Annotated in this window: 9 protein-coding genes; 5 read left to right on the top strand and 4 right to left on the bottom strand. The window is 72.1% G+C overall.

What is annotated here, in order from left to right:
• Position 1: 1 nt before the first annotated feature.
• Complete coding sequence (locus tag ACWEOE_RS21275) at positions 2 to 2,866, top strand: glycoside hydrolase family 2 TIM barrel-domain containing protein (RefSeq protein WP_452011680.1); 2,865 nt, start codon at positions 2 to 4, stop codon at positions 2,864 to 2,866.
• Positions 2,863 to 5,514, top strand: coding sequence for a glycoside hydrolase family 38 N-terminal domain-containing protein (locus tag ACWEOE_RS21280; RefSeq protein ID WP_452011682.1), 2,652 nt, complete (start codon positions 2,863 to 2,865; stop codon positions 5,512 to 5,514). The genes ACWEOE_RS21275 and ACWEOE_RS21280 overlap by 4 nt, the downstream gene beginning before the upstream one ends.
• 36 nt (positions 5,515 to 5,550) lie before the next feature.
• Here ACWEOE_RS21280 and ACWEOE_RS21285 read toward each other — a convergent pair whose 3' ends face one another.
• On the bottom strand, positions 5,551 to 6,237 hold the full coding sequence (locus tag ACWEOE_RS21285) for an NUDIX hydrolase (RefSeq protein ID WP_452011685.1): 687 nt from the start codon (positions 6,235 to 6,237) through the stop codon (positions 5,551 to 5,553).
• Between the two features lie 84 nt (positions 6,238 to 6,321).
• On the opposite strand from ACWEOE_RS21285, the gene ACWEOE_RS21290 reads away from it, so the two are divergent.
• Positions 6,322 to 7,323: an SPFH domain-containing protein gene (locus ACWEOE_RS21290; protein WP_452011687.1), complete on the top strand. Its 1,002-nt coding sequence runs from the start codon at positions 6,322 to 6,324 to the stop codon at positions 7,321 to 7,323.
• Positions 7,320 to 8,174: a hypothetical protein gene (locus ACWEOE_RS21295; protein WP_452011690.1), complete on the top strand. Its 855-nt coding sequence runs from the start codon at positions 7,320 to 7,322 to the stop codon at positions 8,172 to 8,174. Before ACWEOE_RS21290 ends, ACWEOE_RS21295 begins: the two co-directional genes overlap by 4 nt.
• Before the next feature lie 189 nt (positions 8,175 to 8,363).
• Here the strand turns inward: ACWEOE_RS21295 and ACWEOE_RS21300 are convergent, their stop codons facing one another.
• On the bottom strand, positions 8,364 to 9,176 hold the full coding sequence (locus tag ACWEOE_RS21300; protein WP_452011692.1) for a glycoside hydrolase family 15 protein: 813 nt from the start codon (positions 9,174 to 9,176) through the stop codon (positions 8,364 to 8,366).
• 181 nt (positions 9,177 to 9,357) lie between these two features.
• Here ACWEOE_RS21300 and ACWEOE_RS21305 point away from each other — a divergent pair, with 181 nt between their 5' ends.
• Positions 9,358 to 9,837 carry a single-stranded DNA-binding protein gene (locus ACWEOE_RS21305; protein WP_452011695.1) on the top strand — a complete coding sequence of 160 codons (480 nt, stop codon included), beginning with the start codon at positions 9,358 to 9,360 and terminating at the stop codon, positions 9,835 to 9,837.
• Positions 9,838 to 10,256: 419 nt separating this feature from the next.
• On the opposite strand, the gene ACWEOE_RS21310 is transcribed toward ACWEOE_RS21305, so the two are convergent.
• On the bottom strand, positions 10,257 to 10,754 hold the full coding sequence (locus ACWEOE_RS21310) for a MarR family winged helix-turn-helix transcriptional regulator (RefSeq protein ID WP_452011698.1): 498 nt from the start codon (positions 10,752 to 10,754) through the stop codon (positions 10,257 to 10,259).
• Positions 10,755 to 11,210: 456 nt separating this feature from the next.
• Positions 11,211 to 11,742: integrase core domain-containing protein (locus tag ACWEOE_RS21315; RefSeq protein ID WP_452011701.1), on the bottom strand; the 532-nt coding region annotated here is incomplete at its 5' end.

Genomic DNA, 11,742 nt, shown 5'->3' on the forward strand with positions numbered 1-11,742 from the left:
CATGTCGTCGTCGTACGTCGAAGACCCCGCCCCCGGCCACGGCTCGCTGCCACCCCGCGCCGCGTTCACCTCCGACGCGCGGTCGGTGAGCCTGGCCGGGACGTGGCGGTTCCGCCTGTCGCCCTCGCCGGCGGCCGCGCCCGAGGGGATCGAACGCGACGACTTCGACGACAGCGGCTGGACCGGGCTCACCGTGCCCGGCCACTGGCAGCTGCAGGGCCACGGGGAACCGGCTTACACCAACGTGCGGTACCCGTTCCCCGTGCAGCCGCCACTCGTGCCGTCGGACAACCCGACGGGTGATCACCGGCTCGTGTTCGACCTGCTCGCGGACTGGCCGGACGAACCCGCGGTGCTGCGCTTCGACGGTGTGGACTCGTGCGCGCGGGTCTGGCTCAACGGCACGGAGCTCGGGGTGACGCGCGGCAGCCGGCTGCCGACGGAGTTCGCGGTGGCTCACCTGCTGCGCGCGCGCGGCAACGTGCTGGCCGTGCGGGTGCACCAGTGGTCGTCGGGCAGCTACCTCGAAGACCAGGACATGTGGTGGCTCTCGGGCATCTTCCGCGCCGTCACGCTGCTCTCGCGCCCGACCGGCGGCGTCGAGGACTTCCAGCTGCACGCGGCGTACGACCACGTCAGCGGCCTGGGCACGCTGTCGGTGACCGCGGCCGAGGGCGTGCTGCTGAGCGTGCCGGAGCTCGGCGTCGAGAACCTGCCGGCGGGTTCGACGGCCGAGGTGGCCGTGAAGCCGTGGAGTGCCGAATCGCCGCGGCTCTACCACGGCGAGGTGCACACCGCGGCCGAACGCGTCCCGGTGCGGATCGGGTTCCGGACCGTGGCGATCGAGGACGGCCTGCTCAAGGTGAACGGCCGCCGGGTGCTGTTGCGGGGTGTCAACCGGCACGAGCACCACCCGAGCTTCGGCCGCGCGCTGCCGCGGGAGTTCGCGCTGGCCGACGTGCTGCTCATGAAGCGCCACAACGTGAACGCGGTGCGCACCAGCCACTACCCGCCCGACCCGTACTTCCTCGAACTGTGCGACACCCACGGGCTGTGGGTCGTCGACGAGTGCGACCTCGAAACCCACGGGTTCGGCGAGCTGGGCTGGGCCGGCAACCCCAGTGACGACCCGCGCTGGGGTGAGGCGTACCTCGACCGCATGCGCCGCACCGTCGAGCGGGACAAGAACCACCCGTCGATCGTGCTGTGGTCACTCGGCAATGAAGCCCACACCGGGCGCAACCTCGCCGCGACGGCCGCGTGGACGAAGCAGCGCGACCCGTCGCGGCCGGTGCACTACGAGGGTGACTTCGAGTGCGAGTACGTGGACGTGTACAGCCGGATGTACGCCGACCACGCGGAGGTGGACCGGATCGGCCGCCGCGACGACGACAACGAGCGCCGGCGGTCGCTGCCGTTCCTGCTGTGCGAGTTCGCCCACGCGATGGGCAACGGTCCGGGCGGGCTGCTCGAGTACCGCGAGCTGTTCGAGCGCTACCCGCACGTGCAGGGTGGGTTCGTGTGGGAGTGGCTCGACCACGGGTTGGCTCAGCGGGACGCCGCCGGCCGCGAATACTTCGCGTACGGCGGGGATTTCGGCGAGCTGCTCCACGACGGCAACTTCGTGATCGACGGCCTCGTGCACCCCGACCGCACGCCCTCACCGGCGCTGGCGGAGTTCGCCAAGGTTTTCGAGCCGGTGCGGATCGGCGCGGGTGCCGGGAGTGTGCGGATCGAGAACCACCACGACGTGATCGGGCTGGCGCACCTGGTGTTCCGGTGGAGCTACGAGGACGACGGCGTGGAGGTGACGACCGGCTCGCTGGCTGTGCCGGCGGTCCTTTCCGGACAGAGCGTCGACGTGGCGCTTCCCCGACTGCCCGACGTGGCGGGTGAAGGCGTGCTCACCGTGCGGGCGGAGCTGGCGGCGGACACGGCGTGGGCGCCGGCGGGCCACGTCGTGGCGTGGGGTCAGCTGCCGATCGCGCCCGCCGCGGATCCCGTGCCGCCCGCGTCCGGCGCGGCGTTGCTCCGGGAGCCGGGCCCGTTGCGGCTCGGGCCCGGCACGTTCGCCGCCGCCACCGGCCGGCTCGTCGCGCTGGGCGGACACCCCGTCGAGGGGCCGCGGCTGGACCTGTGGCGCGCGCCGACCGACAACGACCGGGGCTCCGACGACTCCGAAGCCACCCGGTGGCGCGCTGCGGGCCTGCACCGGCTGCAGCACCGCGTGGCCGAAGTGGACGGGCAGGGCTCGGCGCTCGTGGTGCGCACGCGCGTCGCACCACCCGGGCTCGGGTTCGGCATGCTCGCCGACTACCACTGGACCGCAGATCACGACCGGTTGCGCCTGCGGGTCGACGTGACACCCGAGGGCGACTGGCCCTGCACGCTCCCCCGGCTCGGCCTGCGGATGGCCGTGCCCGGCGCGTTCGGCGGCGTCGAGTGGTTCGGCGCCGGTCCGGGTGAGGCGTACGCGGACAGCCGGCAAGCGGCGCGCGTCGGCCGGTTCTCGTCCACTGTGGATGCTTTGCAGACGCCGTACGTGTACCCGCAGGAGAACGGCAACCGCGCCGATGCCCGCTGGCTGTGCGTGGTGTCCGAGAGCGGTGCCGGGATCCGGATCGAGGGCGAGCCGGTGTTCGACTTCTCCGCGCGGCGCTGGACCTCGGAGGACCTCGACGCGGCGCGCCACACCGTCGACCTGGTGCCGGGTGAGCTCGTGCACCTCAACCTCGACCTGGCCCAGCACGGGCTCGGCACCGCTTCGTGCGGGCCTGGAGTTCTGCCGCGCTACCGCCTGCACGCCCAGAAGGCGAGCCTCACGCTCACCTTCTCCGCCTTCACGCCCGAAGGAGCCGCCCGATGACCGGTGCGCCCGAGGTCAGCCTCGTCCCGCACACGCACTGGGACCGCGAGTGGTACGAACCGTTCCAGCGCTTCCGCCTGCGCCTGGTCGACCTCCTCGACGAGGTGCTCGACCGCGCCGAGGCCGACCCGCGGTTCCGCTTCACGCTCGACGGGCAGATGGCGGCGGTCGACGACTACCTCGAGGTACGCGGCGAGAACCGCGACCGGGTCGCCGCGCTGGTGGCGTCGGGTCAGCTCGCGGTCGGGCCGTGGCAGATCCTGCTCGACGAGTTCCTCGTCTCCGGCGAGAACATCGTGCGCAACCTGGAACTCGGCTGGGCGCGGGCCACGGACCTCGGCGGCGCGATGCGCGTGGGGTACCTGCCCGACGAGTTCGGCCACTGCGCGCAGATGCCCCAGATCCTGGCCGCGGCGGGGTTCGAGCACGCGTGCGTGTGGCGCGGGGTGCCCTCGGGTATGCCCGGACACGCGTTCCGCTGGACCGCGCCGGACGGCAGTTCCGTGCGCGTCGAGTACCTCGCGCGCGGTTACGGGAACGCGGCGTACGTGTTCTCGGACCCGGGGTTCTTCGCCTCCCGCATGGCCGAGCTCGGCCGGCGGCTGCGACCGGAGTTCGGCGCCGACCCGGTCCTCGCGATGTACGGCACCGACCACTCCGCGCCCATCGGCTCGCTGGTGAAGCTCGTCGCGGGCCTCGACCCGGCGTCGGTCGCCGTGCGGATCAGCACGCTCGCCGAGTACGTCGGTGCGCGCAACGCCGCGGACCCGGCGCTGCCGGAGGTGCGGGGCGAGCTGCGCAGCCACGCGACGGCCAACATCCTGCCCGGGGTCCTGTCCGTGCGGCCGCAGCTCAAGCAGGCGATGGCGCGGGCCGAGCGGCTCGTGGAGCGCTACGCCGAGCCGTTCGCCGCACTGTTCTCCGCCGAGTGGCCGCAGCGGTTCCTGGACCTGGCGTGGTGGCGGCTGGTCGACGCTTCGGGCCACGACTCCGTGACCGGCTGCGGCGTCGACGAGACGGCCACGCAGGTGTTCGCGCGGATCAGCGAGGCCGGCCACCTCGGCCAGGCGGTGCGCGACCGCGTGGCCGGGCGGCTCGCGCGGTCCGTCGCGCGCGACGCGCTGCTGGTGCTCAACCCGACGCCCGCGCCGCGCCGCGACCTCGTGACGGTGGACGTGGAAGTGCCGTGGGACGAGGTCGCGTTCGAGCTGCCCGATGGCACCCGCCTGCCCGCGCAGGTCGAGGCGGTGGCCCGCGAACTGCTGCACGAGGAAGCGGCTGCGGGTGCCGACCTGGTGCTTTTCCTGCCCCGCATCCACGGGCGTGAGCTGTTCGGCCTGGAGATCACGGGCTGGCGTTGCGACATCGGCGAGCGGGTGCTGGAGTTTTCGGTGGCGCGCCACGGCGGCGAGGAGCCGTTCGACGTCGAGGCCGTGCGCGCGGCGGTGACCGGCGCGACCGGCGCGTGGACGATCCGCATCCGCCAGGCCGAACGGCGCACGGTGAGCGGGCTCGTCGACGTCCCCGCCCTCGGTTGGACCTCGGTGCGCGTGGTGCCCGGAGCGATCGCGGTCGCCAACGACCTCGTGGCGGTCGAGGCCCTGCCCGATGGCGCCTTGCGCATCACGGGCGTCGACGGCACCGTGCTCGACGGCGTGGGCCGGCTCGTCGACGGTGGCGACCGCGGTGACTCCTACAACTACGCACCGCCGGGCACGGACACCGTCGTGGCGGAACCCGAATCGGTGCGGGTGGTGCCCGGTGTGCAGGGACCACTGCGCAGCACGTTCACCGTCGAACGCACCTACGCCTGGCCCGCGGCGATGGACTGGGCGGCCGACCGGCGCACGCCGGAAACCTCGCGCGGCACCGTGACCATGGCGGTCGAGGTGCGCGCGGGCGAGCCGTTCGTACGCCTCGACCTGTCCATCGACAACGCCTCGCTCGACCACCGGGTGCGCTTCCACGTGCCACTGGCCCGGCCGGCTTCGACGTCTCACGCCGAGGGCCAGTTCGCCGTGGTCGAACGCGGCCGCACCGCCGAGGGCGGCTTCAGCGAGCACCCGATCCCGACCTTCCCGGCCCACGGCTTCGCCGACGCGGGCGGGGCCGGGCTCCTCCTCACGCAGGCCTGCGAGTACGAACTGCTGGACGACGCTCTCGCGCTGACCGTGCTGCGCACAAGCGGGCAGCTCAGCCGCAACGTGCACCCGTACCGCCAAGAACCCGCGGGCCCGCAGATCCCGACGCCGCTCGCGCAGCAGCTCGGCATCACCACCGTGCAGCTCGCCGTGCTGCCCCACACCGGCGACTGGCTCGCCGCCGGCCTCCTCGACGCGGCCGAACGCTACCGCCATCCCCTGCACGCCACCCTCGGCACCGGCCCACTCGACGCTCCCCCGGCGTCCCGCTTCGGCCTCTCGGTGACCGGCGCGGTCCTCACCAGCGTCCGCCGCCGCGACGGCTCGCTGGAGATCCGCCTCGTCGCCCAGTCTCCGGAAGCGACAACCGTGCGCGTGCGAGGCCCGTTCGGCTCGGCCAGGCGGGTGGATCTGCTGGGTCGCCCGGGTGCGGCCGTGCCGGTGAGCGACGGCGAACTGCGGCTTGCCCTGCGGCCGTGGGAAATCGCGACGCTGCAGCTGACTTGAGCCGCCCCCGGCCGCCTGAGCGTTCCCCTCGGAAGCTCAGCCGCGCGTGCGCAGCATCGGCGGCGACAGCAGCTCGGCCGGTCCCCGCCGATAAAGCCGCGCCGGCCGCCCGCCGTCTCGGGTCGTCGTGGTGCCGACGGGTTCCAGCAGCCCCTCGGCACCCGTCACCTTGCGGTGGAAGTTGCGCGGGTCCAGCCGCGTGCCCCACACCAGCTCGTACACACGGCGCAGCTGCGCGACGGTGAACTCGGGTGGACAGAACGCCGTGGCGAGCGAGGTGTACTCGAGTTTCGCGCGGGCGCGTTCGAGGCCGTCGGCGAGGATCTTCGCGTGGTCGAAGGCGAGCGTCGCCGGGTCGAGGGTCGCGACGGGTGTCCAGCGGGCCTCGGCCGCGTCCGTGCCGGCCTGGGGCACCGGCAGGTCCGGGGCGAGCGCGAGGTAGGCGATGGTCACCACGCGCAGGCGCGGATCGCGGCCCGGGTCGCCGTAACCGGCGAGCTGTTCGATGTGGACGGTGCCGGGCGCCAGGCCCGTCTCCTCCGCCAGCTCGCGCCGCGCCGCCGTGTCGAGGTCCTCGTCGGCGAGCACGAAGCCGCCCGGCAACGCCCAGGCGTCGCGGAAGGGCTCGATCCCCCGCCGGATCAGCAGCACGCACAGCTGCTCACCCGTGATCGTGAGCACGACGAGGTCCACGGTGACGGCGACGGGCGGGAACTTGGCCATGTGCGCCACAGTACACCTCTAATCGTCAGCTTGACGGAAAGAACGCCCGGCCAATATCGTCATGGCGACGATAAGGAGGTCCCCATGGTGGACATCAAGCGCCGGTTCGGGTTCCGGCACCTGCGGGGCGTGCCGACCGCACACGTCCGGCACCTGCGGGGCGGCAAGCTCGTGCACGACGGCACCGGGCTGTCGTTCTGGTACCGGCCGCTGTCGGCGGCGCTGTCGGAGATCCCGGTGGACGACCGCGAGCTGCCGCTGCTCTTCCACGCGCGCACCGCCGACTTCCAGGACGTGACGGTGCAGCTCGCGCTCACCTTCCGCGTGGTCGACCCCGCGCTCGCCGCGCAGCGCATCGACTTCTCCGTCGACCCGGACACCGGCCGCTGGCGCGGCGACCCCCTCGCGCAGATCAGCGGGCTGCTGACCGAGAACGTGCAGCAGTACGCCCTCGACGTGCTCACCCGCACGCCGCTGGCGGAGGCGCTCGTCGACGGTGTCGGTGCCGTGCGCGACCGCATCCGCGCGGGGCTGGCCGAGGAGGACACACGGCTCGCGCAAACCGGGTCGGCCGTGCTCGACGTGCGCGTGGTCGCGATCCGCGCCGAGCCGGAGGTGGAGAAGGCACTGCAGACGACCGCACGCGAGAAGGTGCAGCAGGAAGCCGACCGGGCGACCTACGAGCGGCGTGCGCTGGCCGTGGAGCGCGAGCGCGCGATCGGCGAGAACGAGCTGCAGAACAAGATCGAGCTGGCCCGGCGCGAGGAGCAGCTGCTCGCCCAGCGCGGCGCCAACGCCCGGCGCCAGGCCGAGGAAGCCGCCGCGGCTGACCACATCGAGACGGAGGCGCGGGCGAGCCGGGAAGCCCGGTTGGCGCAGGTGAAGGCCGAGGCCACGCGCACGCTCGGCGAGGCGGAGGCCGCGGGCGAGGCGGCGCGGCTGGCCGCCTACCGCGACCTGCCCGAACCGGTGCTGCGCGCGTTGGCGGTGAAGGAACTCGCGGCGAACCTGCCGAACATCGACAGCCTCGTGCTCACGCCGGACCTGGTCGCGCCGCTGCTCGCCCGGCTGGGACTCGGGTCGTGAGCCTCGCCCCGCGTGCCGTGGTGGTGCACCGGCGCACCGAGCTCGACGAGCTGCTCGCCCGGCACGGCACGCTCGGCCAGGCCGAGTTCTTCCTGGCCACGCGCGGCCGTTCACTCGACGACGTGGTGACCGCCGACGCGGCACTGCGGCGGACGCTGGTCGAGGTGTCCGCCGCCGTGCCGCTCGACTGGCGCCGCGGCAGCGTCGAGCGCGCGGACCTGTCGCGGTTCCTGTTCACACCCGAGGACGTGGTGCTGGTCGTCGGGCAGGACGGGCTGGTCGCGAACGTCGCGAAGTACCTCACGGGCCAGCCCGTCGTCGGCATCACGCCCGGCGTCCCGGGAATCCTGGTACGGCACCCGGCCGAGGCGACCGCGGATCTGCTGCGATCCCTCGATTCCGTCGAGCGCCGCACGATGGTCGAGCTGACCGCGGACGACGGCCAGACTCTGCTGGCGCTCAACGAGATCTACCTCGGCCACCCGAGCCACCAGACCGCGCGCTACCGCCTCGGCGCGGAACGGCAGGCGTCGTCGGGGCTGCTCGTCGGCACGGGCACCGGCGCCACGGGCTGGTGCCGCTCGGTCTGGCTGGAACGCCACAGCCCGCTGCGCCTGCCGGCCGTCGACGAGCGCCGGCTCGTGTGGTTCGTGCGCGAGGCGTGGCCTTCGCCCACGACCGGCACGTCGCTCACCGAAGGCGAGCTCACCACGTCGGCGCTGACGGTCGACGTGGAGTCCGATCACCTCACCGCGTTCGGCGACGGGCTGGAGAACGACGCGGTCACCGTCACGCGCGGGCAGTCGGTCACGTTCGCCCCGGCAGCACGGGCGTTTCACCTCGTGCGCTGAGCTCCGCCGGCGTTTCGGCCGACCATGTGCCCGGGTGCGCAGGGTGGATCACCATCGGGGTCTTGGGGCGGAGCAGCCCGGCCAACGGTACGTCTTCGCGTCGGCTGAGGTGGCGTCCCACGGCAATTGGCGCCGAGGGGGCGTTTCTCACAGCTTCGGCACCTTTATGCGGCCGGCCGAGCCCGCGGCTCAGCTGCCGTACCGTTGCTTCACCACCGAAGGCGTGTCCACGTTGTGCCCTGCATCCATACTCTGCGCCAACCTCAAGTACTGCCTCTCGGCCCACATCAGCGGCGCGGCGCTGCCCGTCGGACGGCCCAGCGCGAAACACCCGCTCGACCGGTCCCACACCTGCTCCGGGATGAAGTACCCGGTGTTGGCGGCGTCGGCCATGAACTTGAGGTGGACCGTCGCCGGGCGGCCGTTGGCAAGCTCGTACTCGCTGCGTTCGCCCGAGAGGACCGGCCCCAGCCGGCCGAAGCGCTGCGGGCTGCCGGCGGGCCAGCCGGTGCAGGCGAAGCTGCTTTCGCCGTAGTTGTCATGCGGGTAGCGGTGGAAGTACACATCGCCGTTGCGCAGCACCACCTGCCTCGGCGCGTTCCCGTCGAGCGCGGCGGCCGTCGGCGCGATCGAGGCGGCGATCGTCGGGTCGGCCGGCGCCCGCACGCCGAGCCGCACGAGGTCGAGGAAGCCGAAGTCGACCACGTTGTGCTCGAAGAAGCAGCCTTCGTCGAAGCAGATCTGACCGCCGTCGTTCGGGTCGGTGCCCTTGGCGAGCCGTTCGAAATACGTGTGCCCGCCCCAGAAACCCGACTTTGTCACCGTCCGCGAATCCGACGACGCCCGCCATGAGTCCGCAGTGGACTCCCGCCTCACCGCGCTCGCGGTGTCACCGTTCGCCCGCGCGATCGCCCCGCCGTGACCAGCCCCGCGATCTCCGCCGCGATCGACGACGGCGAGCGGCCGTACTGCTCTCTTGTCCTCGGCCGCGTGCAACGCCATCGCCGCGACGTAGTAAGCCCGCCGCCGCTGCTGATCCCCGCGACACCACGGCCGAAGGAAGGGTTCCCCCACACCACCCGATGGAGTGACACCACACGACCGGAAACTGTCGTACCCGGATGGTCTCCTGATCTCACAGCGGCCCCACCCCGGGCGCCGCCGCAACCCGCAGGAGCACACCGTGTCCGGAGAAACCGTTCTCACCGTCGTCGGCAACCTTACGTCCGATCCCGAGCTTCGCTTCACCTCGTCCGGAGCTGCACTCGTCACCTTCACCGTGGCGTCGACCCCGCGCCTCTTGGACCGCGCCACGGGCGAATGGAAAGACGGCGAATCCCTGTTCCTTCGCTGCACGCTCTGGCGCCAGGCGGCGGAAAACGCCGCTGAATCCCTCACCCGGGGCACGCGTGTCATCGTCCAGGGCCGCCTCACGCAGCACTCCTACGAAACCAAGGAGGGCGAGCGGCGCACCTCCGTGGAGCTCCTGGTCGACGAGATCGGTGCGTCTTTGCGTTACGCCACCGCGAAAGTCAACCGCGTCAGCCGGTCCGGCCCGTCTTCCGGTGGGCCGTCGGTTCCGGCACAGAGTTCCGACAGCCCGTGGTCCCCGGCCGCGGCGGGAACACCGGTCGCGGCAGGGGTGGGCGATCCGCCGTTCTGAGCCATCTCGCCCGGCCTTCGCCTGGTCGACCTACTCGGGGATGCCTCACCTGCCACGCTGTGGTATCCGTCCACACAGGACGCTGGGTCGATCGCTGAACTTCAGGAAAGCTCGGCGAGCATCGCCTTCAGGATGCGACTCAACGTCGCCGCGTCCTCCGGACCGGCCGCCGTGGAAAGGAGATGTGCGAGACCGGCCACACGGTCCGGCCCGTCTTCCGGCGGACCGTCGGTTCCGACACAGAGCTCCGACGGCTCGTGGTCCCGGCCGCGGCGGGAACACCGGTCGCGGCAGGGGTGGGCGATCCGCCGTTCTGATTCCTCTCGCCCGGCCTTCGCCTGGTCGACCTACTCGGGGATGCCTCACCTGCCACGCTGTGGGTATCCATCCACACAGGACGGTGGCTCAACCGCTGAACGTCAGGAAAGCTCGGCGAGCATCGCCTTCAGGATGCGACTCAACGTCGCCGCGTCCTCCGGACCGGCCGCCGTGGAAAGGAGTTGCGCGAGGCCGGCCGCGTGGTCGGTGAGCGTCGCGTCGATCACGTCGCGGCCCGCGGACGTGAGGGTGATGCGGAAGCTGCGGCGGTCGGCCGGGTCGAGGCTGCGCTCGACGTACCCGGCTGTCTCGAGGCGGTCGAGCCGGTTCGTCATGCCCGCGCGCGACGTCATCAGCGCCGCCGACAGCTCCGACGGCGTGAGAGTGAAGGGCGGGCCGGTCCGCCGCAGCGCTGCGAGCACGTCGAACTCGCCGGGCCGCAGCCCGTGCTCGGTGAACACGCGCTCCACGGCCGTCTCGACCACGCGGGTCAACTGGGCGAGCCGCCCGAACACGTCCATGGCCGACAGATCCAGGTCGGGCCGCTCCCGCCGCCACTGCGCGATGACCTCGTCGACGGCATCGCAAGACTCACTCACACCCGAAGTCTAGGCGAACGAAAGGAGAAGCGTCCGCCCGAGACACACCCTTTCCCCGCAACGACCGCCGCCACCGCCCGGCGATCACGCATGCACAGCCGACTTGACGCCACCGCCTGACGTCACACGCGGGGATCTGCGACGCCGAGCTGCGGACGGTCCCGCCGGTCACGCCCGGGCAAACCAAGCCGCCCCGGTTTGTCCCGCAGTCGGCAACCCCAGCCGCGCGAGCCGGCAGCTCGCACCACCCGACCCACCCACCCGACCCACCCGGCCGACCCACCCGGCCGACGCCGCCTGCCGAATTCGGCTTACGCGATCCGGCGCCGTCCACTCACCGGAGGCACCCTTCGACCACCCCACCGCCATCCACCCACCCCACCGCCATCCACCCACGCAGCCGCGGACGGACGTTCGCTGACGAAGCCCCGCCGACCGGGCAATCGCCGCAGTGGGCTAGTTGTATGAGGCCATGACGTTCGTGACGCCGGTGCGGAGCCTCGACGCTGGTGGCTGATCTCCGGCGGCAGTGTGTGGTCGATGGTAGTTGTAGTGGATGTTCCAGACGGCCAGGGCTGCGGTGCGGTGGTCTTCGCTGGTCCAGACGGAGGCGTAGAGGAATTCTTCGGCCAGGATCCGGTTGTAGCGCTCGACTTTTCCGTTGTGGCGTGGGGTGTAGGGCGTGATCCGCTGATGGCGGGCTCCGCGGAGGGCGGTGGCGAAGTCGTTCGCGCGGTAGCAGGAGCCGTTGTCGGTGACCAGGCGGTGGATGTGGGTGATGCCGTGGCGGGCGAAGAACGCCCGAGCGCGGTGGGTGAACCCGATCGCGGTCCGGGCGGTTTCGTCGGGCAGGGCTTCGGTGTAGGCCAGGCGGGAGTAGCCGTCGATGGCGGTGTCAAGCCCCGGGTTTGGTGGAGACTGGATTAGCTGGTTTCCAGGGTTGGGGTGACCGGGTGGGTCATTGCGTGTAGTGCCTCGTACTGGGCGG

This window comes from Amycolatopsis sp. NPDC004368 (assembly GCF_053602515.1).

Excerpts from the sequence above, each read along its gene's own strand:
- ACWEOE_RS21300 (WP_452011692.1), bottom strand. The coding sequence starts at position 9,176 with ATGGCGTTGCACGCGGCCGAGGACAAGAGAGCAGTACGGCCGCTCGCC.
- ACWEOE_RS21275 (WP_452011680.1), top strand. The coding sequence starts at position 2 with ATGTCGTCGTCGTACGTCGAAGACCCCGCCCCCGGCCACGGCTCGCTG.
- ACWEOE_RS21285 (WP_452011685.1), bottom strand. The coding sequence starts at position 6,237 with ATGGCCAAGTTCCCGCCCGTCGCCGTCACCGTGGACCTCGTCGTGCTC.
- ACWEOE_RS21280 (WP_452011682.1), top strand. The coding sequence starts at position 2,863 with ATGACCGGTGCGCCCGAGGTCAGCCTCGTCCCGCACACGCACTGGGAC.
- ACWEOE_RS21290 (WP_452011687.1), top strand. The coding sequence starts at position 6,322 with ATGGTGGACATCAAGCGCCGGTTCGGGTTCCGGCACCTGCGGGGCGTG.